Annotated in this window: 25 protein-coding genes and 1 other RNA gene; 9 read left to right on the top strand and 17 right to left on the bottom strand. The window is 49.1% G+C overall.

All coding sequences use genetic code 11. The features are described 5' to 3' along the window. Positions 1–160 precede the first annotated feature (160 nt). Both FEK66_RS17290 and FEK66_RS17285 read left to right on the top strand, forming a co-directional pair. Positions 161–466, top strand: coding sequence for a monooxygenase (locus tag FEK66_RS17290; RefSeq protein WP_130208210.1), 306 nt, complete (start codon positions 161–163; stop codon positions 464–466). A gap of 125 nt (positions 467–591) precedes the next feature. After that, positions 592–2196, top strand: coding sequence for an FAD-NAD(P)-binding protein (locus FEK66_RS17285; protein ID WP_135493928.1), 1605 nt, complete (start codon positions 592–594; stop codon positions 2194–2196). 10 nt (positions 2197–2206) lie between these two features. On the opposite strand, the gene ydhT is transcribed toward FEK66_RS17285, so the two are convergent. The 7 genes from ydhT to fumD all read right to left on the bottom strand — a co-directional run bounded on the left by ydhT (position 2207) and on the right by fumD (position 8618). Beyond that, positions 2207–3019: a protein YdhT gene (gene ydhT / locus FEK66_RS17280; protein ID WP_135493930.1), complete on the bottom strand. Its 813-nt coding sequence runs from the start codon at positions 3017–3019 to the stop codon at positions 2207–2209. Between the two features lie 3 nt (positions 3020–3022). Continuing rightward, complete coding sequence (gene phsC, locus FEK66_RS17275; RefSeq protein WP_135493932.1) at positions 3023–3808, bottom strand: thiosulfate reductase cytochrome B subunit; 786 nt, start codon at positions 3806–3808, stop codon at positions 3023–3025. Further along, positions 3805–4473: a 4Fe-4S dicluster domain-containing protein gene (locus FEK66_RS17270; protein ID WP_131161191.1), complete on the bottom strand. Its 669-nt coding sequence runs from the start codon at positions 4471–4473 to the stop codon at positions 3805–3807. The genes phsC and FEK66_RS17270 overlap by 4 nt, the downstream gene beginning before the upstream one ends. A 63-nt stretch (positions 4474–4536) precedes the next feature. Next, on the bottom strand, positions 4537–5187 hold the full coding sequence (locus FEK66_RS17265; RefSeq protein WP_131161190.1) for a YdhW family putative oxidoreductase system protein: 651 nt from the start codon (positions 5185–5187) through the stop codon (positions 4537–4539). Positions 5188–5199: 12 nt separating this feature from the next. Beyond that, on the bottom strand, positions 5200–7302 hold the full coding sequence (locus tag FEK66_RS17260; protein WP_130224705.1) for an aldehyde ferredoxin oxidoreductase: 2103 nt from the start codon (positions 7300–7302) through the stop codon (positions 5200–5202). Positions 7303–7322: 20 nt separating this feature from the next. Further along, positions 7323–7949 (bottom strand): ferredoxin-like protein, encoded by a 627-nt coding sequence (locus FEK66_RS17255; protein ID WP_130208224.1) that lies wholly within the window; start codon positions 7947–7949, stop codon positions 7323–7325. A 459-nt stretch (positions 7950–8408) separates the two neighbouring features. Then, a complete protein-coding gene (fumD, locus tag FEK66_RS17250; RefSeq protein WP_000528337.1) occupies positions 8409–8618 on the bottom strand; it encodes a fumarate hydratase FumD in 210 nt (69 codons plus the stop codon). A gap of 350 nt (positions 8619–8968) precedes the next feature. Between fumD and FEK66_RS26245 the strand changes: the two genes are divergently transcribed. From FEK66_RS26245 to lpp, 3 genes are all read left to right on the top strand, one after another. Continuing rightward, complete coding sequence (locus FEK66_RS26245) at positions 8969–9163, top strand: hypothetical protein (protein ID WP_242664678.1); 195 nt, start codon at positions 8969–8971, stop codon at positions 9161–9163. Positions 9164–9170: 7 nt separating this feature from the next. After that, positions 9171–10583 carry a pyruvate kinase PykF gene (gene pykF / locus FEK66_RS17245; RefSeq protein WP_064530058.1) on the top strand — a complete coding sequence of 471 codons (1413 nt, stop codon included), beginning with the start codon at positions 9171–9173 and terminating at the stop codon, positions 10581–10583. A gap of 310 nt (positions 10584–10893) precedes the next feature. Continuing rightward, positions 10894–11130: a murein lipoprotein Lpp gene (gene lpp / locus FEK66_RS17240; protein WP_000648420.1), complete on the top strand. Its 237-nt coding sequence runs from the start codon at positions 10894–10896 to the stop codon at positions 11128–11130. Between the two features lie 63 nt (positions 11131–11193). Here the strand turns inward: lpp and ldtE are convergent, their stop codons facing one another. The 10 genes from ldtE to FEK66_RS17190 all read right to left on the bottom strand — a co-directional run bounded on the left by ldtE (position 11194) and on the right by FEK66_RS17190 (position 22163). After that, positions 11194–12198, bottom strand: a complete 1005-nt coding sequence (gene ldtE, locus FEK66_RS17235) for a L,D-transpeptidase LdtE (RefSeq protein ID WP_130208226.1) — start codon at positions 12196–12198, stop codon at positions 11194–11196. A gap of 148 nt (positions 12199–12346) precedes the next feature. Beyond that, on the bottom strand, positions 12347–12763 hold the full coding sequence (gene sufE, locus FEK66_RS17230) for a cysteine desulfuration protein SufE (RefSeq protein ID WP_130208228.1): 417 nt from the start codon (positions 12761–12763) through the stop codon (positions 12347–12349). A gap of 12 nt (positions 12764–12775) precedes the next feature. Further along, the gene (gene sufS, locus FEK66_RS17225; protein WP_135493934.1) at positions 12776–13996 is read right to left on the bottom strand and encodes a cysteine desulfurase SufS; all 1221 of its coding nucleotides are present in this window, start codon (positions 13994–13996) and stop codon (positions 12776–12778) included. Next, positions 13993–15264: a Fe-S cluster assembly protein SufD gene (sufD, locus tag FEK66_RS17220; RefSeq protein ID WP_135493936.1), complete on the bottom strand. Its 1272-nt coding sequence runs from the start codon at positions 15262–15264 to the stop codon at positions 13993–13995. Before sufD ends, sufS begins: the two co-directional genes overlap by 4 nt. Next, entirely contained in the window at positions 15239–15985 is a 747-nt protein-coding gene (gene sufC / locus FEK66_RS17215) for a Fe-S cluster assembly ATPase SufC (protein WP_000948890.1), read from the bottom strand. Before sufC ends, sufD begins: the two co-directional genes overlap by 26 nt. A 9-nt stretch (positions 15986–15994) precedes the next feature. Continuing rightward, positions 15995–17482 (bottom strand): Fe-S cluster assembly protein SufB, encoded by a 1488-nt coding sequence (gene sufB, locus FEK66_RS17210; RefSeq protein ID WP_000089364.1) that lies wholly within the window; start codon positions 17480–17482, stop codon positions 15995–15997. Positions 17483–17490: 8 nt separating this feature from the next. After that, positions 17491–17859 carry a Fe-S cluster assembly scaffold SufA gene (gene sufA, locus FEK66_RS17205; RefSeq protein WP_135493938.1) on the bottom strand — a complete coding sequence of 123 codons (369 nt, stop codon included), beginning with the start codon at positions 17857–17859 and terminating at the stop codon, positions 17491–17493. A gap of 553 nt (positions 17860–18412) precedes the next feature. Next, on the bottom strand, positions 18413–18601 hold the full coding sequence (locus FEK66_RS17200) for a YdiH family protein (protein WP_088376204.1): 189 nt from the start codon (positions 18599–18601) through the stop codon (positions 18413–18415). A 98-nt stretch (positions 18602–18699) separates the two neighbouring features. After that, a complete protein-coding gene (gene menI, locus FEK66_RS17195) occupies positions 18700–19110 on the bottom strand; it encodes a 1,4-dihydroxy-2-naphthoyl-CoA hydrolase (protein WP_130208236.1) in 411 nt (136 codons plus the stop codon). Beyond that, the gene (locus FEK66_RS17190; RefSeq protein ID WP_135493941.1) at positions 19107–22163 is read right to left on the bottom strand and encodes an FAD-binding and (Fe-S)-binding domain-containing protein; all 3057 of its coding nucleotides are present in this window, start codon (positions 22161–22163) and stop codon (positions 19107–19109) included. The genes menI and FEK66_RS17190 overlap by 4 nt, the downstream gene beginning before the upstream one ends. A gap of 388 nt (positions 22164–22551) precedes the next feature. Between FEK66_RS17190 and ydiK the strand changes: the two genes are divergently transcribed. The 4 genes from ydiK (at position 22552) to FEK66_RS17170 (ending at position 25760) form a co-directional block, all read left to right on the top strand. Next, positions 22552–23664, top strand: a complete 1113-nt coding sequence (gene ydiK, locus FEK66_RS17185) for an AI-2E family transporter YdiK (protein WP_000248636.1) — start codon at positions 22552–22554, stop codon at positions 23662–23664. 186 nt (positions 23665–23850) lie between these two features. Next, positions 23851–23958: antisense sRNA RprA (gene rprA, locus FEK66_RS17180), an RNA gene on the top strand. Positions 23959–24091: 133 nt separating this feature from the next. Then, positions 24092–24448: a YdiL family protein gene (locus FEK66_RS17175; RefSeq protein ID WP_130208240.1), complete on the top strand. Its 357-nt coding sequence runs from the start codon at positions 24092–24094 to the stop codon at positions 24446–24448. 97 nt (positions 24449–24545) lie between these two features. After that, entirely contained in the window at positions 24546–25760 is a 1215-nt protein-coding gene (locus FEK66_RS17170) for an MFS transporter (RefSeq protein ID WP_130208242.1), read from the top strand. The last annotated feature ends 181 nt before the right edge of the window (positions 25761–25941 follow it).

Genomic DNA, 25941 nt, shown 5'->3' with positions numbered 1-25941 from the left:
CCTTGACATGGTGGGGGTCGGTGGTTCGAGTCCACTCGGACGCACCAGATTTTCTTAATCTGGTCTTCTCTTCCCTTTTGTTTCTCCTGCTTCTTCTCTGTATCCAATACGTTAAAAGATTTACACTATCCTCGTATGCGTTATCAGAAGGAGAATAGCTATGGCAACTTTATTACAACTTCATTTTGCTTTTAATGGCCCCTTTGGCGACGAAATGGCTGAGCAACTTAAACCGCTTGCCGAGTCGATTAATCAGGAACCCGGTTTTCTGTGGAAGGTGTGGACAGAAAGTGAAAAGAACCATGAAGCCGGTGGGATCTACCTTTTTACCGATGAAAAAAGCGCCCTGGCTTATCTGGACAAACATACTGCCCGCCTGAAAAATCTTGGTGTCGCAGAAGTTATTGCCAAAGTTTTCGATGTCAATGAGTCACTGAGTCAAATCAATCAGGCAAAACTGGCCTGACAGAAATTAATGAAGGGCGATACGCGCCCTTTTCGTCCCCGTCTGAAATTTCTCCTTTTCTAAATATTTCCACCACACTTATCTGGTAACACCAAATTCAAAAAAATGCATACAGGTAAGTAACAATGAAAAAAATTGCCATTGTGGGTGCCGGACCAACAGGGATCTACACTTTCCTCTCGCTTTTGCAGCAACAAACGCCACTCTCCATTTCTCTCTTCGAGCAAGCCGACGAGGCTGGTGTCGGTATGCCGTACAATGATGAAGAAAACTCTAAAATGATGCTGGCAAATATTGCCAGCATTGAAATACCGCCGATTTATTGTACTTATCTGGAATGGTTGCAAGAGCAAGATGCCAGCCATCTGCAACGTTATGGCGTTAAAAAGGAAAGCTTGCACGATCGCCAGTTTTTGCCGAGGATTTTGTTAGGAGAATATTTCCGTGATCGCTTTTTACGGTTAGTAGAGCAAGCTCGGCAGCAGCAATTTGAAATCAACGTTTATGAATCTTGCCAGGTGACTGATCTGCAATTCACAGACTCTGGCGTGCTTATCTTCACAGATCGGGATTTGCCAGTTGAGACGTTTGATTTAGCCGTAATAGCCACCGGTCACGTCTGGCCTGACGAAGAACAGGCAAGCCGAACATATTTCCCCAGCCCGTGGTCAGGGTTAATGGAAGCGAAAATTGATGCCTGTAGCGTGGGCATTATGGGAACATCCTTGAGCGGACTGGATGCCGCAATGGCGGTTGCTATCCAGCATGGTTCCTTTATTGAAAAAGATAATCAACGCATTCTGTTTCAGCGCGATAGCGACAGTGAAAAACTCAGTATTACATTGATGTCACGCACAGGCATTTTGCCAGAAGCCGATTTCTATTGCCCTATTCCCTACGAACCTCTACGCATTGTCACTGAACATTCCCTGAACGCGGAAATTGAAAAAGGTACACAGGGTCTTCTGGACCGGGTATTTAAACTTATAGTGAAAGAGATTACTACGGCTGATCCTGACTGGAGCCAACATATTGCGATAGAGGACCTGAATGTCGATACCTTCGCGCTGGCCTGGTTTGCTGACCGTAAACAGCATGACCCATTTGCCTGGGCAGAAAAAAACTTAGCAGAAGTCGAGCGAAATAAACGTGAAAAACATACCGTTCCCTGGCGTTATGTCATTCTTCGCCTGCATGAAGCCGTACAGGAAATTGTTCCGCATCTGAATGAGCACGACCATAAACGGTTCAGTAAAGGCCTTGCCAGAGTATTTATCGACAATTATGCAGCTATTCCTTCTGAATCTATAAAGCGCTTACTGGCTTTGCGCGAGGCGGGAATTATCCATATTCTCGCTCTCGGTGAGGAATACGATATGGAAATCGACAAAACGCACACAATGCTGAAAACAGCAGACAACAGCTACTCGTTTGACGTTTTTATTGATGCTCGTGGGCAACGCTCGCTCAAAGTGAAAGACATTCCTTTCCCTGGACTACGTGCACAGCTACAGAAAACAGGCGATGAAATCCCTGATATCGGTGAAGATTATACGCTACAGCAACCGGAAGAAGTTCGTGGTCGCGTGGCGTTCGGCGCGTTGCCCTGGCTAATGCACGATCGGCCTTTCGTTCAGGGGCTTACGGCTTGTGCTGAAATTGGCGAGGCTATGGCGCAGGCCGTCGTTAAGCCAGCATCCCGCGCACGCCGACGTCTGTCGTTTGATTAAGGTAAAAGAGTCAGCATTCCACAAATTGATGCTGCTCATTCAGACGATAGCGAACTCCAGCGCGAATATTATTTTCACCTTCAACGGCTACGGCAAAGCGCACTCTTTCGCCGTCATGATAAGCCAGCGCGGCGCTGCCTCCTGGCCCGAGAATAATTGAATCCACCACGCCCGTACTCACTACCGTTGAATTTTCACCGCTGGCGATGATATGAACGTTATCGCCGCTGTTGGCAATCCTGGCGTTTGCGCCAAAGCTGGCGATTTGCACCAGATCGCCATTACTGGCGACATGACACCGTTCACCCAATGTACAAACGCGTACTCGCATTCCGGTATTCGCAATACGACTGCTGTCTCCGGCGCTGCTTATCCGCGAGGAATTACCGGTTACAGCAACACGAGCACGTTCACCTGAGCTACCGATATGGCTGTTAAATCCGACACTGCCAATCCGCACGCTATAACCCATGCTGGCAATTTGCGCAGCATACCCCACGGTGGCGATTCTGGCGTTATCCTTACAACAGCCGACGCGTGCGTGATCGTCGGCCCGGGCGAACTGACTGCAAAAGGGTATCTCTACGGGGCCTTTGGCCAGTTTTTGCATTGAGGAAACTTCCTGACGGGCGAAATTTTCGTCTGCCAGCCATTTTTTCCAGGCGTACTCAACCAGACTTTCCGCCCAGTCGGTAAACCCTTCGCCAATCAGGGCGTGGTGTATATCGGCATAAATTCCACCTTGCGGAAAACGGCGCAGAAACCAGCGGTACATAACCGCGCCTACACGCCACTCTCGCAGATCAGCTCGTGTAATGATCATTCGTTAATGCCGGTGATAGCCATCGACCATACATTTAAAAGTTTCGTGCGGAGTACGCCCCGTGGTGCAAAGATAGAGATGGCCGAAGATAAAAAAGAGGCTTATAACTGCCAGAGCAAAATGCGCCTGCAATAACCAGTATCTTACGCCAGGGAACACGTCCCCCACGGTTTGCGGGTAAAGGCATAGCAGCCCCGTCAACAATAACAGCGGCAGCAATCCATACATCACACCAACATAGGCGGCCTGCTGCAATGGATTGAATTTAGACTGTGTTGTTGCAGGAAATGGATGATCTTCCCCTTGCATAATTCCAAGCAGATAAAACCGCGTTTGTTTAGCCGCTCGCCCCAGCCAGCCCTGACGACGGATAATGTAGTGATGACCATTACCCCCAACGGCATTAATGAGAACAAAGCCAAGCCAGCATGCCAGTAGCAGGAATCCACAAACTTCATGTACGGCAACCAGACTTTTGACTGCACCAACGCCCACCAGCGCAAAGTGATTGATTAGCCCACTAGCCAGCAACAAAACAAAGAGTAACGCATTCGACCAGTGCCATAATCTCACCGCCTTGCTGTAGAGATAAACCTTCTCGCCATGACCAGTGGTGGATTTCTTTATACCACGAGCGCGAAGCAAGGCGTGAAGCCCCAACACTAACCACATCCCGACCAGCAACAGCCCGGCAATGACCAACCACACAGGCCAAAATTCGGGAGAAAACTGCGGTACATAGTTCGCCAACTGGTTATGAAATTGTTCAGCATTTTGCGACGGGTTCATACATTTTCCTTTTTAATCAAATGTTGACCGAACCGGCGATACAGATGCGGTTTCCCGGCACCAGGCAGCTGATATTGATAGTATTTATTTTCCTGTAACCATGCCTGAATTTCTGGGCTATCTTCGCGACCAAAGATCAACGCATGTTCCGGACAGGCGCTAACGCAGATGGGCGGAAAACCTTTTGCCAGCCGTGACTCAGCACAGAAATCACATTTATCCGCCACTTTGGTCAGTGGATTAAGGTAACGAACCTGATACGGGCATGCGCCGATGCAGTAGCTACAGCCAATGCATTGTGATTTTTCTACCCGCACGATCCCCTGTTCATCACGCCACGATGCCCCTGTGGGGCAAACGTCGATGCAAGGAGCATCTTCACAGTGCTGGCATGACTGGCGAAAAAAGTGATACAGCGTTTCGTTATTGTTATCGGTGACCGGGATATGCGCGATAGACAAACGACTTCCCTGTGCCGGTACATGGTTAGTTTTACGGCATGCTCTGGCGCAAATATTACAGCCATTGCACCGTGATTCATCGTGAATCATGGCATATCGAACTTCCTTTCCTTGTCTGGTGTTCGCTAACAAAGAAGGTGCTGAACCGGTAAAAAAGAGTACCGTTCCCATCCCCAGAACAAATTTGCGTCGAGTGAAGGACATCTTATTATCCTCTAATGCTGTGGCTGCGACTGTCCACCCTATCCATGATATCTCCCTGAAACTTCAGGGATTCTGAAACTGCTCAACCTCGAACCATTCACATAAGCCATAAGCTTTGCCATAGCTCATAAAACGCTCGCTAAACAGGTACAACACAGCCGTCGATGACGTCACCTGGCGTATATCGGCATACTCAGGAGCGATATCCATCGCGGCGAGCGCGGCTTCAATCTGCGCTTCCTGGTAGTAATATGGCGCTTGCGTCAGCATGGCGACCTTATAAGGTCGGGGATACGTCTGGCATTCGAAGCGAACGGCATGTGCAATGGCCCGACAGATGTCCTGCTCAACAACCTGCAAAGACATAGCGGCATAGTTTTCGCTCATGGTTTGCGTTGAGTAGTAATAATCATCTTTACTGCCCGTCATACAGGCGATATCTGCGAAGTCTGAACTCTGCCGTATGCTTTCCAGCAATGCAGAAAGATCCTCTTCAGCAACCGTATATGGCGGCGACAGGAACACGGCGCGTGCAACCAGTTGACCCGCCGTCGAATGCTGGCGGATAAACTCCGCCAGAATTTCAGCCGGTTCAGGCCCTGTAACCGCATCGTTCGCAGTGTCATCGGGCTGACGCATACTGTGCAACCAGTGACGCTTAGTCACGTCAATATCAGGCGCTTCCAGTTGTGTCATTTCCTCCTGCTGGCTCATTACGCCGGTTCCTTATGCTGGTAGCAGGTTATGTGTCGCCAGATCGGCGGCAATATCTTCCAGCCCGAGTCGATGAAGCGTTTCTCGCGTTGGACAACCAAGCTGTGGGTCCCAGCCCATTTCCTTGTAGAAAAGCGTGAGTGACTGGTGCATATCATCGCGATCCATTTTGTCAGTACCTTCACTGAAGACCGGAATCTGCGGATCTTTATCAAATACCCAAGAGCAGATCAGGTCATGCTCATTGCGCATATCTTTGGTTTGCATCAGTTTTACCGTGTAGGCACGATGTAACGTAAAGATACGCTCAGCAGCTAAATCTAATTTTTCCTGCGTCATATCTTCGCCAGTGATTGCTTTAAAGAATTTGGCTTCTAGCGCAAGGTCGCCACGATAATTGCGGCTTTTCAGTGGCGAAACGGTCATTGGCCAGACCCAGTTGCACAGGGTGACGGCGTTATGCAAACAAACCCGCAACAGCGACCATTTGGCATATTTAATTTTTGCGTCATTGATCGGCGTGTAGTTTTTGGTTTCATCGTAAGCATCTTCAGAGCCAAAAAGCTCTTTTGCCACTTCACGCTGCAGTTTCAACGGCAAACCGGAGCCGATAAAGTTGATGTGCGTATGCGTCATACAGTCACGGTTGAACATGCAGTTAACAATAGAACCGACCTGCGCCGATGCTTCATTGGCATGGTGAACCGGATAACCAAACGGCGACCAGAGTTTATTTTTTGCGTAGCCCCAGTACTCTTCACCCAAATTCCAGCGTTCAGCAATGGCATACGAGCCATCAGCCAGATGACTCAACTCACCCACGCGGTGCGCCAGACGGTAGTAAAAATCTTTAATGAAATTAACGTCACCAGCTTCCAGTTGATCCCAACGAATTTCCGCATACTCTTCAGCAGGCAGAACGCGCTTAAACACGCCTTTGCTGTAACAATAGGTAAAGTCGCGATGCAACTGCCCGTAGTTACACCACAGCCCGTAGTCATCGAACAGATTCAGACCAACCAGATTACCAATTACCCGGCCATCATCTTTATCTTCAAAATCTTTCGGCCCGTTCGGGAAGATGGTGGTGTGGACAAAGTTAGCGACACAGGTGTTGCCACCTGTACTGGGTACACCAAACTCTTTAACCCGAGGAATGTTCATCTGGGTCATACAACGAATTGGACATGAGTGGCAGCCACTCATTTTGACGGTGTATTTCTCTGCTGCCGGACCTAAATCAAAGACAGATTTATAGGTGCGGAAACCGACCGTGTTTTGATTGCCAGGCGGGATTTCTCCTGTTTCAATCGGGCCGCCTTCCGCTGCGCCCCAAAACAGCCCTTTACGAGCTGTCCAGCGCGACTTGGGATCAGAGTACTCTGCCCACGATTGCGGCGTACTTGGCACGACATGATTGTTATTAGCGCCAATAAGTTCGGTCATCATATAGTCATTGAGCCGTTTCATCTCCTGGCGATCGGCAATGTTGACTCCTTTTGTCCCTTCAACCGCAATCGCTTTCAGGTTTTTGGAGCCCATTATTGCGCCAGTTCCCGCGCCGCCACTGTGGTTACGACTATTCAGCATGCCAGAGAGAGGCACAAGATTTTCACCCGCCTGACCAATAGCCGCTACACAGGTTTCAGGGCTGGTTAAACGGCAAATTTCTTCCGTGGTTGCACGCGTCCCTTTTCCCCACAAGAAATCGGCTTTCTCCAGGCTAACTTTGTCATCTTTTATATTTAGCCAGACCGGTGATTTCGCTTTACCCTCGATAATAATGACGTCGTATCCGGCGAATTTCATTTGTGCAGCAAAAAAACCGCCCATATGGGCGTCGACGACTAAATTTCCTTTGGTAAATGTGGAAAGTGATGTGATATTTACGCGAGAACTACAGGGTGCACCAGACCCTGTCAACGGCCCCGTAGCAAAAACTAATTTATTTGCTTCATCGAAAGGTTTGGTGCCTGGAGGTACTTCGTCATACATAATTTTGTAGCCAAAGCCCATACCACCGACAAAATCTTTAAACTTACTGGAATCTTCGAGGGTAATATTTCCTGTCGTAAGATTGACTCTTAATATATTACCAGTCCAACCGTTAGCCATGATTTTTTCCTTTGCAAGATTCACACAGTAATATCTTTCCACTCGATAATTTTTAACGCCCCTGTCGGGCAGGCGTTTGCGCATTCACCGCACAACACACATTTCGAGGATTTTTTAGTTTCAGTATTTACGGTGGCCATCATCCACGGACACGCAGTGGTACAGGCGCTACAACCAATGCAACGTTTATGATCGACGGTTATACATCCCTCTTCCTGCTGCCAGGTAATCGCGCCAATCGGGCAGACCTTCAGGCATTGAGGATCTTTACACTGGCGGCAGGTGTCGGCGGTATAATTCAGATCGCCGTATAAGCCGCCACCGGAACCTACGCCCTTGTCGCCAAAGAAATAATTACGATGGATTTTGATGCGGGAAAAAAAAGTACCAACGGCGCCATCGTTATAGTTGGTACAGGAGATTTCACAGCGGTGGCAGCCGGTGCAACGCGCACGCTGGGTAACTAACACTCCTTTGGGCGTGTTTATCAGCCCCACCGTGCCGCTATCGACATCTTCCTGTTTACAGCCCAAAAGTGACAATAACGCAGGGGCTATTGTTAAACCAGCAAGACCTTTTCCTGATATACGCAAGAACTCTAATCGCGTTAAGCCAATATCTAATAGTGGACGTTCAACCGGGTTCATTTATTTCGCATCCTCTTCGCAAACACAGTGCTGACAATTCAGCAGCCTGATATTAAGCATTCAACTAATACGCTGCTGACTATGCCTCCAACACCAGATATTTTTGTCCTAACCCGATAGCGTATGAGACATGATTTAACGCAAGCAAACTAATCCTTTATGGTTAGGAGAAAAAATAATGTGATTATTCTTAGCCCTTAACATTGATCGTTATCAATTAAAAATGGAAAGCAGAAGATTAAAAGCGGAGTGATATTTGTTATCATTTGAAATGAATTTCATTTACTCTACAATAATTTGTGATATACATTCCAGAATATAGAAATAGTTAATTCGCTATAAAATTAAATACATATCGCAATTAATATAGTTGCCTTACATCCATTTATAAAAATAAACTTACATGTGACGATATAATAAAACAGAGGGGATAAGGCGTTACGCGCTATCCCCGAACAATTATTTCACCAGTGCATTAATGACTGTTTCCATCGCCTGCTTTTCTAATTCGCTGCGTTGGATACGTTTATTTGCTAATGCTGTACGCAGCACACCAGCGATGACGATGTGTTTTGGCTCCTGGCCCAGGTCACGCATCTCCAACACCACTTTCCCTACCACTCTGCACATTTCGCGGTACAGCTCATCATCTTTTGTCCGGTTGCCCATTATTCACACCCATTTATCATGCCAGTTATCAGCATATATCAATCTCATTACTTAAACAAAAAACAAACAAAATCAAACAAATAACTCGATAAATTATTATATTTGCATCTGTTGTGTAACGAGGGTATGCACTCTGTTTTTACTCCAGTCATCCTCCACATACCAGCCATCGCCTTCCCGTTGCGCAAGCAGCGATGATTTTGCGTAATCTGCTATCGAGGACGTTAAATCTTTGATAACAGTTTATTGTGTATATGCATGAATGTTTTTGAAACGCTGTTTTTGTTTTCCTTTTTGATTAAATTCAGCGTATAATCCGCGCCAATTGACTCTTGAATGGTTTCAGCACTTTGGACTGTAGAACTCAACGACTCAAAAACAGGCACTCACGTTGGGCTGAGACACAAGCACACATTCCTCTGCACGCTTTTTCGATGTCACCTATCCTTAGAGCGAGGCACCATCACTTTCGTAATACCGGATTCGCTTTCCGGCAGTGCGCCCAGAAAGCAAGTTTCTCCTATCCTTCTCAACTTAAAGACTAAGACTGTCATGAAAAAGACCAAAATTGTTTGCACCATCGGCCCAAAAACCGAATCTGAAGAGATGTTAGCTAAAATGCTGGACGCGGGCATGAACGTCATGCGTCTGAACTTCTCTCATGGTGACTATGCAGAACACGGTCAGCGCATTCAGAACCTGCGCAACGTGATGAGCAAAACCGGTAAAACTGCCGCTATCCTGCTCGATACCAAAGGTCCGGAAATCCGCACCATGAAACTGGAAGGCGGTAACGACGTTTCTCTGAAAGCAGGCCAGACCTTTACTTTCACCACTGACAAATCTGTTATCGGCAACAGCGAAATGGTTGCGGTAACTTATGAAGGTTTCACTACCGACCTGTCCGTCGGCAACACCGTACTGGTTGACGATGGTCTGATCGGTATGGAAGTTACCGCTATCGAAGGTAACAAAGTTATCTGTAAAGTACTGAACAACGGTGACCTGGGCGAGAACAAAGGTGTGAACCTGCCAGGCGTTTCCATCGCCCTGCCGGCACTGGCAGAAAAAGACAAACAGGACCTGATCTTCGGTTGCGAACAAGGTGTAGACTTTGTTGCTGCTTCCTTTATCCGTAAACGTTCTGACGTTGTCGAAATCCGTGAGCACCTGAAAGCGCACGGCGGCGAAAACATCCAAATCATCTCCAAAATCGAAAACCAGGAAGGCCTCAATAACTTCGACGAAATCCTCGAAGCATCTGACGGCATCATGGTTGCACGTGGCGACCTGGGTGTAGAAATTCCGGTTGAAGAAGTTATCTTCGCCCAGAAGATGATGATCGAAAAATGTATCCGTGCACGTAAAGTCGTTATCACTGCGACCCAGATGCTGGATTCTATGATCAAAAACCCACGTCCGACTCGCGCAGAAGCCGGTGACGTAGCCAACGCCATCCTCGACGGCACCGACGCAGTAATGCTGTCTGGTGAATCCGCAAAAGGTAAATATCCGCTGGAAGCTGTTTCTATCATGGCGACCATCTGTGAACGTACCGACCGCGTGATGAACAGCCGTCTCGAGTTCAACAACGACAACCGTAAACTGCGTATCACCGAAGCGGTTTGCCGTGGCGCAGTTGAAACTGCTGAAAAACTGGATGCTCCGCTGATCGTCGTAGCGACCCAGGGCGGTAAATCTGCTCGTGCAGTACGTAAATACTTCCCGGATGCAACCATTCTGGCGCTGACCACCAACGAAAAAACGGCTCATCAGCTGGTACTGAGCAAAGGCGTTGTACCGCAGCTGGTTAAAGAAATTACCTCTACTGATGATTTCTATCGTCTGGGTAAAGAACTGGCGCTGCAGAGCGGTCTGGCGCACAAAGGCGACGTCGTAGTCATGGTTTCTGGCGCGCTGGTACCGAGCGGCACGACTAACACCGCATCTGTTCACGTCCTGTAATATTGCTTTTGTGAATTAATTTGTATATCGAAGCGCCCTGATGGGCGCTTTTTTTATTTAATCGATAACCAGAAGCAATAAAAAATCAAATCGGATTTCACTATATAATCTCACTTTATCTAAGATGAATCCGATGGAACCATCCTGTTTTCTCTCATTTTTTTTATCTAAAACCAAGCGTTCGATGTTTCTTTGAGCGAACGATCAAAAATAAGTGCCTTCCCATCAAAAAAATATTCTCAACATAAAAAACTTTGTGTAATACTTGTAACGCTACATGGAGATTAACTCAATCTAGAGGGTATTAATAATGAAAGCTACTAAACTGGTACTGGGCGCGGTAATCCTGGGTTCTACTCTGCTGGCAGGTTGCTCCAGCAACGCTAAAATCGATCAGCTGTCTTCTGACGTTCAGACTCTGAACGCTAAAGTTGACCAGCTGAGCAACGACGTGAACGCAATGCGTTCCGACGTTCAGGCTGCTAAAGATGACGCAGCTCGTGCTAACCAGCGTCTGGACAACATGGCTACTAAATACCGCAAGTAATAGTACCTGTGAAGTGAAAAATGGCGCACATTGTGCGCCATTTTTTTTGCCTGCTCATTACGCCTATTGCGTCGCGCGTAACATATTTCCTTGCTCTGGTTCACCATTCTGCGCTGACTCTACTGCAGACGCATTGCTGGCTACTGGAGTTGCTCCACTGCTTACCGCAACCGGATACCCTGCCCGACGATACAATGCTTTATCGACTAACTTCTGATCTACAGCCTTATTGTCTTTAAATTGCGTGAAGCCTGCAGGCAGTGCGTACGGCATTGTCTGAACGTTCTGCTGTTCTTCTGCCGATAGCGGTCGATGCACTTCAACATAACGCATCCCGTTCGGTTCTACAGAGTATTTTACCGGTTCGTTGATCACTCTTACCGGCGTTCCCGTTCTCACACTGGAGAACAGTGCTTTAATGTCCGGCGCGTTCATACGCATACAGCCTGAACTGACGCGCAAACCGACGCTGTCCGGCGCACTGGTGCCATGAATGAGGTATTCGCCGTTGCCGTGCGCCAGGCGCAGTGCGTAGCGTCCCAGAGGGTTATTCGGCCCGGCTGGAACAACTGGCGGTAATTTGATGCCTCGCTCCAGTGAACGCTGACGAATACCCGCCGTGGGCGTCCAGGTAGGATTGGGGATTTTCTGCCCTACCCGTGTTTCCATCACTGGCGTTTCCAGCCCCTGCAAGCCAATACCTATCGGGTAGACCTGCACGATATTTTCTCCCGGCGGATAATAATAAAGACGCAGTTCCGCAAGGTTCACAATTATCCCCTGGCGCGGTGCATCAGGTAATAACAGTTGCGAAGGAATGGTTATTGTCGTGCCTGGTTTTGGCACCGGAGCAATTGTGTTATTGGCTTCAAGGATCAACATTGCCGCAGTATCAAAACGACGGGCAATAGCCTGAAGGTTTTTATCCCCCTCTTGCACCGTATAGGTTTGATTTTGCCCAACCAGTCGGCTTCCGGTTGGTGGGAGCGGGTAATCTACCGCCCAGGCTGCCTGAATGGCGCTGAAAGCGCCGATAAGAGTCAGTGTTAGTAAAGACGCGCGTTTCATTGTAAACCTCCTGTATTTGCCGGTGGCTCACGCTGAAACGACGGATGGCGCTTATGTTTACCTGAAACCGAAACACTCCTGTGCAGGCCAGTGTAAACATCGACCACCCGGCAAAGTGAGCCTACCGGATGAAAGCTGTTCCTTTAGTTTAGCTAAGTGCAGCGGCTTTGGCGCGAATTGCGCGAATCATCGCTTCCAGACCTTGTGAACGAGATGGGGTGAGATGTTGGGTGAGCGCCATTTTTTCAAACCACGGACGCACATCGAAATTGACAATATCCTGCGGCGTCATTTGATCGTAGAGAATAAAAACGACCGCAATAAGCCCTTTCACAATGGCCGCATCGCTGTCGCCCTGCAATTCAATAATTCCCTGCGCATTCTGACGCATCACAATCCACACCTGACTCTGACAGCCCTGAATGCTATTTTGCGGACTTCTTTCTTCATCGCCTAATTCCGGCAGACGCTGTCCCAGTTCAATAATGTAGAGATATTTCTCTTCCCAGTTGGTACAGCGTAAAAAGTTACGCAGCAATTTTTCTTTATCCGGCAATACAGCCATAGAGCCTCCCTTTTACCCCAGTAGACGATGAATACGTTGCAATCCAGTTACCAGACGATCCACTTCTTCATGGGTGTTGTACATTGCCAGCGACGCCCGACACATCGCGGGGACGTTGTAATAGGCCATTAATGGCATTGCGCAGTGATGTCCGGTACGCACAGCAATACCGTAGTTATCAAGAAAACTGCCGACGTCATAGGCGTGGTGTTTACCGAGATTAAAGGCAATAACGCCAAGTCTGTCCGGCGGACCATAGAGCGTAAGATCCGGCACCGCAGCCAACTGCGACAATGCGTAATGCATCAGATTTTGTTCATACTCGGCAATGTTGTTAAGCCCAAGCGCCGAAACATACTCCAGCGCCGCGCCAAGGCCAATAATACCGCCCGTATTGGGCGTACCGGCTTCAAACCGCCACGGCGCTTTAGTCCAGGTAGTGCCTTCACTCAGGCTGACGGTGGCGATCATTGAACCGCCGCCTTCCCACGGCGGCATCTCCTGCAACAAGGCTTCTTTGACATAAAGCACGCCAATGCCGGTGGGACCATACAGTTTATGCCCGGAGAAAACGTAGAAATCGCAATCCAGTGCCTGAACATCCACCGGATGATGCATCACTGCCTGAGCGCCATCCACCAGCACTTTTGCGCCATGCTGGTGCGCAAGCGTGATCATCTCCGCCAGCGGATTTTCCGTCCCCAGCACGTTGGAGACATGGGTAATTGTCAGCAGGCGAGTTTTCTCGTCGAACAGATTGGGCAGTGTATCCAGTTGCAGTGTGCCGTCCGGGTTAAGCGGGATCACACGCAACTCTGCGCCAACACGCGCGCAAAGCATTTGCCAGGGAACAATATTGGCATGATGTTCCATTTGACTAATGATGATATTGTCGCCTGATCTCACATTGCTGTTGCCCCAGCTATTGGCGACCAGATTGATCCCTTCCGTCGTGCCGCGGACGAACACCAGCTCTTCCGCCGAACGGGCATTAATAAACAGCGACGCCCGCTTGCGCACGTTCTCCATTTTCTCGGTCGCCTGGGCGCTTAAGGTATGAATACCGCGATGCACCGCCGCGTAGCCGTGACGATAAAACTCAGCCTCGGCGTCAATCACCTGGCTCGGTTTCTGCGCACTGGCGGCGCTGTCGAGATAAGCCAGTGGCAAACCGTTTACCTCACGAGAAAGCACCGGAAAGTCGGCCCGCACTTTGTCGACGGAAAAAGTCATCTTGCACCTCCCGGCAGCCGTTGACCGATTCGGGCCAGCACCTGCTGTTTGAGCCCATCATCACACAATGCTTCCGTCAGTTCGGCGGCAAAGGCGTAGATAATCATCTGCTGGGCATCCTGTTGATTGATCCCGCGCGAGCGCAGATAGAACATCTGTTCGTTATCAATACGCCCCACTGTCGCGCCGTGGCTGCATTTCACATCATCAGCATAGATTTCCAGCTGTGGTTTGGTATCCACTTCCGCCAGTTTACCCATCAGCAGATTATTATTGGTCATCTGGCCGTCAGTCTTGATGGCGTGCTGCGCGACGTTGATCAAACCGTTAAACACCGCGCGACCTTTGTCGCTGACGATAGTTTTGTGCAACTGGCGGCTATTACAAAAACCTTTATTGTGTTCCAGCCAGGTGCGGGTATCACACACTTCGTTTTTCACCGGCATCGCCAGGCTATTGATCCGCAGCGTGCTGTTTTCGCCATTGAGTTGCGTACTGGTGTTGTGGCGTAACACGGCGCCACCCAGCAGGAAACTGTGGCTAAATGCGGTGGCATCGTCAGCCAGCAACAAATCGTTATGGGCAAAGTGGTGACTGACCGGGTTTTCAAACGCCAGCTTGATATGCTGCAAGTGGGCGTTCGCTGCGACGTTGATAGTGAACCGTGCGCCGGTAAAATGGCGAGCATCATTAAGGCTGACAAAATGTTCAATCACCGTTGCTTCGGCACCTTCAGCCAGATCCAGATGATGCCGGTAATGGGCAGTGTTCACCTCTTCACCTGTCACGCCCTGGGTAATATGCATTAACAGCAATGGCTTTGCAGGCCGTTGACCGCGCTTGACGGCAATATGCGTAACGCTTTGCGCCAGACTTTCCGTCAAATGTAAAAAGACTTCTGCCTGAATGGCATCGGGCAATCCCTGACGGTTGTCGTTAACGCTTACATCATACCCGCTGCCTTCAGTTGCATCGCTAAGCGCTGGCATGTAACGTCCATCGACAAACACCAGCCGCACGGCGTCTAACGTTAACGCTAAGGCATCGCGTTGTTGCGGGGATATCTCACCCGCAATGCTGACGAACTGGCTATTGGTCAGCCCTTCCAGCGGCGTATATTTCCAGTGCTCATGTTTACGTGTCGGCAGGCCGGTACGCAGCAATTGTTGTAAATGCTGCTGTGCTTCTGGAGAACGTTTCGCCCCTTCAGCTTCAAACAAGTGATGCCACTGTTGCAGCGCGTTACTGCTGTTCGGTAAGCCAGCCATAACCCTGCTCCTCCAGTTGTTTGACCAACGTGAAATCACCGGATTTCACAATTCGCCCCTGATACAGAACATGGACGTAATCAGGCTTGATGTAGTCAAGAATGCGTTGGTAGTGCGTAACAATGATGAATGAACGCTTGCCGTCACGCAGCGAGTTCACGCCATCGGCGACCACTTTTAATGCGTCAATATCCAGCCCGGAGTCCGACTCATCAAGAATGCATAACTCCGGTTCCAGCACCGCCATTTGCAAAATATCGTTGCGCTTTTTCTCACCACCAGAAAAACCAACGTTTACCGAACGGGTTAGTAAATCTTCCGGCATCTTCAGAAGAGCAATTTTTTCTTCCATCAAATCCTGAAAATCAAAGCGGTCGAGCGTTTCCTGGCCGCGATAGCTGCGCACCGCATTAAGTGCCGTTTGCAGGAAAAACTGGTTACTGACGCCGGGAATTTCCACCGGATACTGGAAGGCCATAAAAATGCCTTCGCCTGCACGATCTTCCGGCGACAGCGCAAGTAAATCTTTGCCTTTAAACTCAACCGTGCCGCCCGTCACTTCATAATCTTCGCGCCCGGCAAGCGTTGCCGATAAGGTGCTTTTGCCAGAACCGTTTGGCCCCATAATGGCGTGAACTTCGCCGGGACGAACGTCGAGGCTTAATCCACGCAGGATAGTTTTATCTTCCACGCTGACGTGTAAATCTTTAATACTTAACATGTTTATTCCTTATCCGACGCTGTGTTCAAGGCTGATGGCGAGGAGTTTTTGTGCTTCAACGGCAAATTCCAGCGGCAGTTCTGAGAACACGTCTTTGCAGAAACCGTTAACAATCATCGAGATGGCGTCTTCTTCGCTGATCCCGCGTTGCAGGCAGTAAAACAGTTGATCTTCACCAATACGTGATGTCGTTGCCTCGTGCTCCAGTTGTGCGCTGTTATTGCGACATTCGACATACGGGAAGGTATGCGCCCCACAATTAGCGCCAATCAGCATTGAGTCGCACTGAGTGAAATTGCGCGCATTGGTTGCCGTCGGCATGATTTTCACTAAGCCGCGATAACTGTTCTGACTATGTCCGGCAGAGATCCCTTTCGAGATAATGGTTGATTTGGTGTTTTTACCGATGTGGATCATCTTCGTGCCGGTATCCGCTTGCTGATGACCGCTGGTCAGCGCCACGGAGTAAAACTCACCAATGGAGTTATCGCCGCGCAGAATGCAGCTGGGATATTTCCACGTAATGGCTGAACCGGTTTCTGATTGCGTCCATGACATTTTGCTGTTTTCGCCTTCGCACAAAGCACGCTTGGTGACGAAATTGAGAATACCGCCGGTGTTGTTATCGCCAGGGAACCAGTTTTGTACCGTGGAATATTTCACCTCGGCGTTCTTATGGATGATGACTTCCACCACCGCAGCGTGTAGCTGATAGCTGTCACGCACCGGAGCGGAGCAGCCTTCAATGTAGCTGACGTAGCTGTCTTCATCGGCCACCAGAATGGTGCGCTCAAACTGCCCGGTTTTTTCCGCGTTAATGCGGAAATAGGTGGAGAGTTCCATCGGGCAGCGCACGCCTTTAGGCACATAAATAAACGTACCGTCAGAGGCCACTGCCGCATTAAGCGCGGCAAAGAAGTTGTCATTCCCCGGCACCACGGTGCCGAGATATTTACGCACCAGTTCCGGGTGATCGTGAATCGCCTCGCCAAAGGAACAGAAGATAATTCCCTGCTCCGCCAGCTTTTCGCGATAAGTGGTGGCAACCGAAACAGAGTCGAAAATGGCATCCACCGCCACCTCTTTGCCTTCCCGCACGGGAACGCCCAACTGCTCAAACGCCGCCTCCACCTCTTTACTTAAAAAGGCGTTCGCGCCAGTTTGCTGCACCGCGCCGGGTTCAGACGCACAGGTATCGTCACAATTACCGCACGACGGTGCCGAATAATAGCTGTAATCCTGATAATTCAGCTTGTCGTAGTGCGCTTTCAGCCAGTGTGGTTCTTCCATCTCCAGCCATGCGCGATAGGCGTTAAGACGAAACTCCAGCATCCACTCCGGCTCATTACGCTTCGCCGAAATTGCGCGCACCACCTCTTCGTTTATCCCCTTTGCCAGCTCATCGGTGGCTAACTGGGTGAAGAATCCTTCTTTATAATTCAGCGGGCCGCCGGTCCATGTTTTGACATCGTCAGTTGCTTCAGTATTACGAGACATAGTACCGCCTATACCCCAAAGCTTTCGCCACAGCCACATTCATTCTGGGCTTTCGGGTTGTGAAATTTGAATATCTGATTGAGTCCTTCGCGAACGAAATCGACTTCCGTGCCATCAATAAACGGCATCGCTTGCAGCGGGACGAACAGCTTCGCGCCGTCGAGTTCAAACTGCAGATCATCTTTCTCTGGCTCGCTGACGCTGTCGAGCACATAGCCAAAGCCCGCGCAGCCTGTTTGTTTGACGCCTAAACGCACGCCAACCATGCCCGACTGCTTCGCGACTAACTCACGTATATGCGCCGCGGCTGCGGGTGTTAACCTTAAGCCTTGCCAGGCGAAATCCTGTGGATTAAACGTTCCTGAATGCATGTCCATCGACTTACCTCACTTCATCGCTTTCAGCGGATAACAGCATGTTAGTGATAATGATTATCAGTTCAACCCAGCAAACGCAGGGGCTTTAGCGTAAAACATGCTTTTTGCCTGTATTTAATAAGCATAGACCCTGATGAGAGGGTTAACAGGCATGCTAAGAATTAGGTATCTCATTGTTAGATAATGATTATTATCGAGTGGGTGTTAAGGCTGTGATGGAAAAGAAAAAGTTGTATCGAAAATGACTATTTAAGAGATAGGTAAAAAAGTGGCGAGTTCTGAAATAAGAAAACCCTTAAGTCTGTGCATCACAGGCTTAAGGGTTTCTACCCCATCCGGCGCTTATCTCCGGCACTCAAAGTGGCTTAGCTCTTGAAGGGGCGATAAGAATAATCTCATAAGACTGCATCGACGTTTTAACACAAACTGCGATTTGTATTATTTTTGAGCAAAATCAGGCAGGTAACAACAGGAGGACGGTCAGAAAATAATCGCCAGACCTGGACAGATGTTAATCCAGGTCGATGGGCGTTCAGACTATGTTCAGTAGAGATTAATGCACGCCCAGACGCCAGGCGAAGTAGATTTCTTCTTTCAGCTCCGTAGAAGAGAGGGTAAGCAGGTCAGCAAATTCAAGTTCGAGTTGTTTCAGACGCTTGAGATATTGAGCGGGTGAAAGATTGCTTTGGTCACGGCGTAAAAATTCGATGGCCAGCTGGGTGGGATTAAGTTGAGTAGACATAGCATCCTCGCTTTAGACAAGACCTGCACAGTATACCACCGTTTACTGTGCAGATAATAACCAAAAGCAATATGCATCACACTTTTCTGGTGACAACGTCACAAAATGGCGGTCGTCAATCGTGATGAACAACACAAACGCCCTTTCTCATCGAAGATTTCGATCTGCCAGACCTGATGCCGTGAACCGAGATGCAGCGGTTTACAAACGCCGCGTACCCGCCCTTCTCGTGCTGAGCGAACATGGTTAGCATTGACTTCCAGGCCAACCACTTTTTGCTCGCCTTCGGTACATAAATAACCGGCAACGGAGCCGATACTCTCGGCCAATACTACGGACGCCCCGCCATGTAGCAGCCCAAAAGGCTGCTTTGTCCGCGAGTCTACCGGCATTGTTGCTTCCAGCGTTTCATCACCAATATGTTCAAAACGAATATCCAGCAGCCCCACCATGTTTCCTTCACCCATGGCATTCAGTGCTTCAAGGGTGATTTTACGTTTCCATATCATTTAATAATCTCCAGTAATGCCTGCACGGGATGGCGTACCCCCGTCCCTTCAACCCGTTTAACCTGGCTGCGGCAAGAATACCCGGTCGCCAGACAGCGATTACGCGGCAGACGCTGCATTGCCTGATGCCAGGATAACTCATAGATCCCGAGCGAGTGTTTATGGTTTTTCGCCTCATGTCCGTAAGTTCCTGCCATGCCGCAGCAACCCACGCTGACATTTTCCAGTTTCGCGCCAAAACGGGCAAATATCGCGGCCCATTGTGCTGGCGCGCCCGGCAGAGCAGTGACCTCAGTACAGTGACCAAAGAAATACCATGATTCACCGCTGACTGCTGTCACTGGCTGTGACTGAAGCGCGCTTGCCAGCCATTCATTCGCCAGTAAGACGTTAAACTCGCCACGCGCCTCGCCCAGAACCAGTTTATATTCATCGCGATAACAGAGCACCAGAGCCGGATCGACACCCACCATTGGCATCCCCAGTTTCGCCATGCGGTTAAGGAAATCCGCCGTCTTTTTCGCCGTCTTCGCAAACCGATTAAGAAAGCCTTTGATATGCTGCGCTTTACCATTCGGTGAGAATGGCAACAGCACCGGCTGGAAACCTAATTTTTCGACCAGACGAACAAAATCCGCCACCACGTGCGCATCGTAATAACTGGTGAAAGGATCCTGCACTACCAGAACCGTGCGTGCTTTCTGCTCTGAACTGAGCACTTCAAGCTGTTCCAGCGTCATGTTTGCCGAGCGATGCCCCACCATTTGTTGTTGCAGCGACGGCACTGAAAGCAGCGGCAAATCGACCATACCGATGTGTTTTTCCGAGAGTTTTCGCACCAGCGGCTGGTTAATGAAGAAGTTAAAAGTCTTTGGCGCACGCGCCATCAGCGGTGCGTAACTTTCGACCGTTGCCACCAGATGATCGCGCAATGGGCGTAGATAACGCGTGTGATAGAGTTGCAAGAAACGAGAGCGAAACTCCGGTACGTCAATTTTGATCGGACACTGAGTCGAACACGCTTTACAGGCCAGGCAGCCCGACATTGCCTCTTTGACTTCGTGCGAGAAGTCATATTCGCCTTTATTTGCATGCCAGCTATTGCGCATACGGGCAATTAACGTGCGCAAGCTGACGCCAGACTCTGGTAGCTCTTGCTCCAGTTTTAGAGGATCAACGCCGCGATCCGCCAGCAAACGTAACCATTCACGCACCAGCGTTGCACGCCCTTTCGGTGAATGAATCCGGTTCTGAGTAATCTTCATTGACGGACACATCGGGCTGCGGGCATCAAAGTTGAAGCACAAACCGTTGCCATTACATTCCATAGCGCCGCGCCACTGCTGGCGTACCGCGATGGGGATTTGTCGGTCATACGTGCCACGCTTTACCGCGTCCACTTTCATCATTGGCGCGTCAATACCTTCTGGCGGGCAGATTTTCCCAGGGTTTAGTCGGTTATGCGGATCAAACGCCGCTTTAACCTTGCGTAGCTCTGCGAAAAGCTCTTCACCGAAAAACGCCGGACTGTATTCGGCACGAAAACCTTTACCGTGCTCGCCCCACAACAAGCCACCGTATTTTGCAGTCAGCGCCACCACGTCATCAGAGATTTGCTTCATCAACATCTCTTGTTGCGGATCGCACATATCCAGTGCCGGACGGACGTGCAAAACACCAGCGTCGACGTGGCCAAACATGCCATAACTTAAACCGTGGCTGTCGAGCAGTGCGCGAAATTCAGCAATATAATCTGCCAGATGTTCCGGCGGCACGCAGGTATCTTCGGCAAATGGAATCGGTTTGGCTGCACCTTTGGCATTGCCGAGCAGGCCGACGGCTTTTTTGCGCATTGCATAAATACGTTCAACACCTGCCAGCTCACTGCACACCTGCCAGCCGATCACCCCTGCCTGCTGGCTGGCAGTCAGTTCATCTAGCCGCGCACAGAGTGAATTTACCCGCTCGTCAATCAGCGCCTCATCATCTCCGGCAAATTCAACAATGTTCAGCCCGAGCATCTCTTTGTCAGGCACATTGGTAATCAGTTCGCTGACGGAATGCCAGACAATATCTTCCCGCGCCAGATTCAGCACTTTTGAGTCTACCGTCTCTACCGAAAGCGCACGCGCCTCAACCATAAACGGCGCATTACGCAGCGCGGAGTCAAAAGAGTCATATTTGACATTCACCAGACGGCGCACTTTAGGCAAGCGCGTAATATCCAGCCGCGCTTCGGTAATAAAGGCCAGCGTCCCTTCTGATCCGGTCAGAATGCGCGTCAGGTCAAACTCGGTCATTTCATCGTTAAAGACATGGCGCAGATCGTAACCGGTAAGAAAACGGTTAAGTTTGGGGAATTTGTCGATGATTAACTGGCGTTGCTGGCGGCAACGTTGATAGACAGTGTTGTAGATCCGCCCGATAGCGGTATTGGTTTTACCCAACGTTTCAGCAAGTTCGACGGGTAAAGGTTGCGTATCGAGAATATCGCCCCCCAACAACACCGCCCGCACGCCCAGCACGTGATCTGACGTTTTCCCATAGACCAGCGATCCCTGGCCGGAAGCATCAGTATTAATCATCCCGCCGAGCGTTGCCCGGTTACTGGTCGAAAGTTCTGGCGCAAAAAAGTAGCCAAATGGTTTCAGGTACTGATTCAGTTGATCTTTAATCACCCCAGCTTCAACGCGCACCCAACCCTCTTCAGGGTTAATTTCGATGATGCGGTTCATATGGCGGGACATATCAACAATAATCCCCTGGTTGAGCGCCTGACCGTTAGTGCCAGTACCGCCGCCACGCGGGGTGAAGATCAGCGATGAATAGCGTTCCTGCGCGGCCAGACGGGCAATTAACGCCACATCTGCGGTTGAACGCGGAAATACCACCGCATCGGGGAGAAGTTGGTAAATACTGTTGTCGGTCGACATTGTCAGACGATCGGCATAACTTGTCGCCGTATCGCCAGTAAAACCCTGTTGCTCCAGCTCTTGCAAAAAATTAAGCACCAGTTGAACGACGCCGGGTGCCTGGGAAATCTGTGGAATCATTATATTGACCCTTTCCTGCGGTCTGTGATGTAGGTCGATACACTGTTCTTTCAGGCTGCTGCAATAGCGCACTGAAAGGTGATGTTTGTTTACTCTATGGATTTCGAGTTGCAGGAAGGCGGCAAGCGAGTGAACTCCAGGAGCTTACAAAAGTAAGTGACTGGGGTGAACGAACGTAGCCGCAGCACATGCAACTTGAAATACGACGAGTAAATCGTTTGCGTGTTGCCTGAGTTGTTGTACCACATTTTTTTCTAACACGCCCATTAGAATTAAGGGCAGAATCGGCCTGTTAAAAACCGCTGAAATTGCTCATCATTATGCAGGTGAGTTTCGCGTGTTCACGTCGCGTCGACGATTTGACGCACAAAAAAGGTGAAAAGTAGTTATGGTAAATGTTCGTCAGCCCAGGGATGTCGCACAAATTCTGCTTTCGGTGCTGTTTTTAGCCATCATGATTGTGGCATGTCTGTGGATCGTTCAACCCTTTATTCTCGGCTTCGCATGGGCCGGTACGGTGGTTATCGCCACCTGGCCGGTATTGCTACGTTTGCAAAAGATCATGTTTGGCCGCCGCTCTCTCGCCGTTCTGGTGATGACGTTGCTCTTAGTGATGGTGTTTATCATCCCTATTGCTTTGCTGGTTAACAGTATCGTCGACGGCAGCGGCCCGTTAATTAAGGCCATCTCCAGTGGCGATATGACATTACCGGATTTAGCGTGGCTTAATACCATTCCGGTGATTGGCGCGAAGCTGTACGCAGGCTGGCACAATTTGCTGGATATGGGCGGCACGGCAATTATGGCGAAAGTCCGTCCTTATATTGGCACCACTACCACCTGGTTCGTCGGGCAAGCCGCGCATATCGGGCGCTTTATGGTGCATTGTGCCTTGATGCTGCTCTTCAGTGCCCTGTTGTACTGGCGCGGTGAACAGGTGGCGCAAGGCATCCGCCATTTTGCGACCCGTCTGGCGGGCGTTCGCGGTGATGCTGCTGTACTGCTGGCGGCGCAAGCTATCCGCGCAGTGGCGCTGGGCGTTGTGGTGACTGCGTTAGTGCAGGCAGTGCTTGGCGGTATCGGTCTGGCCGTTTCTGGTGTGCCTTACGCAACGCTGCTAACGGTATTAATGATCCTCTCCTGCCTTGTTCAGCTAGGCCCGCTGCCAGTGTTGATTCCGGCGATTATCTGGCTCTACTGGACCGGCGATACCACCTGGGGAACGGTATTGTTAGTGTGGAGTGGTGTGGTTGGCACTCTGGATAACGTCATCCGCCCAATGCTAATTCGCATGGGCGCAGATTTACCGCTGATTCTGATCCTCTCCGGGGTTATTGGTGGTTTGATTGCTTTCGGTATGATCGGTCTGTTTATTGGTCCGGTACTACTGGCTGTTTCCTGGCGTCTGTTTGCCGCGTGGGTTGAAGAAGTTCCGCCGCCGACTGACCAGCCGGAGGAAATTCTCGAAGAGCTGGGCGAAATCGAGAAACCGAATAAGTAAATCACTTATCAGGCGGCTTTGCCGCCTGATTGTTAATCACTGCTAATTAATATTTCATTCCTCCAGTCCGTATTTTCCTGCTCACCGCCATTCAGCTGGTAGTTCCTGTCGCAAATCCTTTACAGTTTTTAAACTAATGAGACGAATCTGATCGACGCAAAAAGTCCGTATGCCTACTATTAGCACACGGTTATAAATCAACATATTGATTTATAAGCATGGAAATCCCCTGAGTGAAACAACGAATTGCTGTGTGTAGTCTTTGCCCATCTCCCACGATGGGCTTTTTTTAACATTTTTTGCTTCATTACCCCGCCTCTCGTTCTTTCCAATAATGTTGCACAAGATACTGTGACTCTCTTCAAGCCGTAAGCAGGCTGATAATGTTATTTATATTTTATTCTTTTTTTCATGCAGCCGTTACACGATGAACGCTTATGAACTCCAGGCACTACGCCATATTTTTGCTATGACCATTGATGAATGCGCGACCTGGATTGCCCTGACGGGCGACAGTGAAAGCTGGCAACAATGGGAGAAAGGCAAAACGGATATTCCTGACGAGATAGTTGAAAAACTTCTGGCAATGCGCCAGCAAAGAAAAAGGCATCTTCACGCCATCATAGAAAAAATAAACAACCGCATCGGCAACAACACCATGCGTTTTTTCCCCAATTTAATCGCATTTCAACATATCTACCCTGAAGGTAATTTTATTGACTGGAAGATTTACCAGTCTGTCGCAGCTGAATTATATGCGCACGATCTGGAACGCCTGTGTTGATATTTTAACGGGATACAACGGACGTCATGACAAAAATAATAAACGGATGCTGACATAACAACAGCAACTTTTTAAGCAATATTGCTAAGTAGATCTTATGAAAAATCCCTACCTCCCTACCGCGCTTGGGTTGTATCTCAATTACCTGGTGCATGGTATGGGTGTCATTTTGATGACTTTAAATATGGCCTCGCTGGAGACGCTCTGGCAGACCAATGCTGCGGGCGTCTCAATTGTCATCTCATCATTAGGCATTGGTCGATTAAGTGTCTTATTTTTTGCAGGATTACTATCCGATCGTTTTGGCCGACGTCCTTTTATCATCATGGGGATATGCTGCTATCTGATGTTCTTTTTCGGCATTCTGCATGCAAATAACATTATCATCGCGTATGTATTTGGTTTTCTCGCCGGTATGGCAAATAGTTTTCTTGATGCAGGCACCTACCCCAGCCTGATGGAAGCTTTTCCTCGCTCGCCTGGCACAGCCAATATTTTAATTAAAGCCTTTGTCTCCAGCGGACAATTTTTATTGCCGCTAATTATCAGCCTGTTAGTGTGGGCTGAACTGTGGTTCGGTTGGTCTTTTATGATTGCCGCAGCAATTATGATCGTTAACGGTCTGTTTTTATATCGCTGTACCTTTCCACCACATCCGGGACGTCGCTTACCTGAAGTAAAGAAACCCACCACCGCCGCGAAGCATCGTTGCTCAATTATCGATTTAGCCAGCTATACCTTATACGGCTATATCTCAATGGCAACCTTTTATCTGGTAAGTCAGTGGCTGGCACAATACGGACAATTTGTCGCCGGTATGTCTTACACCATGTCGATCAAATTACTCAGTATCTATACCGTAGGGTCGCTACTTTGTGTATTTATTACCGCGCCACTCATTAGCAAAGCGGTTCGTTCAACAACATTGTTGATGCTGTACACTTTTATCTCATTTATCGCCCTGCTCACCGTCTGCCTGCATCCCACATTTTATGTGGTGATAATATTTGCTTTTGTCATCGGTTTTACCTCCGCAGGTGGTGTTGTACAAATTGGCCTGACGTTAATGGCGGAACGTTTTCCCCATGCCAAAGGAAAAGCAACGGGGATCTATTACAGTGCGGGCAGCATTGCAACATTTACCATTCCGTTGATTACGGCTCATCTTTCGCAAAGAAGTATTGCCGATATTATGTGGTTCGATACCGCCATCGCTGCTATCGGCTTTTTACTGGCGCTGTTTATTGGCGTACGCAGTCGAAAAGAAGCACAACATCCATCATTAACGGAAAATGTCGCTACTGGTGCGTAATGCAATATTCTTATAAGGTCATGCAAGATATTACGGATAAATTATTCTTCCTGCGCTAATTAAGGAAAATCGCGATCAAAAACAAACTATTACATGCAATATTCCTGGAAACATAAACTTTATGCCATGTACCCAGAGAAAATCATCTTCAGTATAGTGATTATGAAAACCGTCGAAATAC

Source organism: Escherichia sp. E1130 (assembly GCF_005781065.1).
In the GTDB taxonomy this organism is placed as follows: Bacteria; Pseudomonadota; Gammaproteobacteria; order Enterobacterales; family Enterobacteriaceae; genus Escherichia.
This window is presented reverse-complemented; position numbering and strand designations above follow the sequence as displayed.

Coding starts and splice junctions, on each gene's coding strand:
- FEK66_RS17290 (WP_130208210.1), top strand. CDS start 161: ATGGCAACTTTATTACAACTTCATTTTGCTTTTAATGGCCCCTTTGGC.
- FEK66_RS17285 (WP_135493928.1), top strand. CDS start 592: ATGAAAAAAATTGCCATTGTGGGTGCCGGACCAACAGGGATCTACACT.
- ydhT (WP_135493930.1), bottom strand. CDS start 3,019: ATGATCATTACACGAGCTGATCTGCGAGAGTGGCGTGTAGGCGCGGTT.
- phsC (WP_135493932.1), bottom strand. CDS start 3,808: ATGAACCCGTCGCAAAATGCTGAACAATTTCATAACCAGTTGGCGAAC.
- FEK66_RS17270 (WP_131161191.1), bottom strand. CDS start 4,473: ATGTCCTTCACTCGACGCAAATTTGTTCTGGGGATGGGAACGGTACTC.
- FEK66_RS17265 (WP_131161190.1), bottom strand. CDS start 5,187: ATGAGCCAGCAGGAGGAAATGACACAACTGGAAGCGCCTGATATTGAC.
- FEK66_RS17260 (WP_130224705.1), bottom strand. CDS start 7,302: ATGGCTAACGGTTGGACTGGTAATATATTAAGAGTCAATCTTACGACA.
- FEK66_RS17255 (WP_130208224.1), bottom strand. CDS start 7,949: ATGAACCCGGTTGAACGTCCACTATTAGATATTGGCTTAACGCGATTA.
- fumD (WP_000528337.1), bottom strand. CDS start 8,618: ATGGGCAACCGGACAAAAGATGATGAGCTGTACCGCGAAATGTGCAGA.
- pykF (WP_064530058.1), top strand. CDS start 9,171: ATGAAAAAGACCAAAATTGTTTGCACCATCGGCCCAAAAACCGAATCT.
- lpp (WP_000648420.1), top strand. CDS start 10,894: ATGAAAGCTACTAAACTGGTACTGGGCGCGGTAATCCTGGGTTCTACT.
- ldtE (WP_130208226.1), bottom strand. CDS start 12,198: ATGAAACGCGCGTCTTTACTAACACTGACTCTTATCGGCGCTTTCAGC.
- sufE (WP_130208228.1), bottom strand. CDS start 12,763: ATGGCTGTATTGCCGGATAAAGAAAAATTGCTGCGTAACTTTTTACGC.
- sufS (WP_135493934.1), bottom strand. CDS start 13,996: ATGACTTTTTCCGTCGACAAAGTGCGGGCCGACTTTCCGGTGCTTTCT.
- sufD (WP_135493936.1), bottom strand. CDS start 15,264: ATGGCTGGCTTACCGAACAGCAGTAACGCGCTGCAACAGTGGCATCAC.
- sufC (WP_000948890.1), bottom strand. CDS start 15,985: ATGTTAAGTATTAAAGATTTACACGTCAGCGTGGAAGATAAAACTATC.
- sufB (WP_000089364.1), bottom strand. CDS start 17,482: ATGTCTCGTAATACTGAAGCAACTGACGATGTCAAAACATGGACCGGC.
- sufA (WP_135493938.1), bottom strand. CDS start 17,859: ATGGACATGCATTCAGGAACGTTTAATCCACAGGATTTCGCCTGGCAA.
- FEK66_RS17200 (WP_088376204.1), bottom strand. CDS start 18,601: ATGTCTACTCAACTTAATCCCACCCAGCTGGCCATCGAATTTTTACGC.
- menI (WP_130208236.1), bottom strand. CDS start 19,110: ATGATATGGAAACGTAAAATCACCCTTGAAGCACTGAATGCCATGGGT.
- FEK66_RS17190 (WP_135493941.1), bottom strand. CDS start 22,163: ATGATTCCACAGATTTCCCAGGCACCCGGCGTCGTTCAACTGGTGCTT.
- ydiK (WP_000248636.1), top strand. CDS start 22,552: ATGGTAAATGTTCGTCAGCCCAGGGATGTCGCACAAATTCTGCTTTCG.
- FEK66_RS17175 (WP_130208240.1), top strand. CDS start 24,092: ATGAACGCTTATGAACTCCAGGCACTACGCCATATTTTTGCTATGACC.
- FEK66_RS17170 (WP_130208242.1), top strand. CDS start 24,546: ATGAAAAATCCCTACCTCCCTACCGCGCTTGGGTTGTATCTCAATTAC.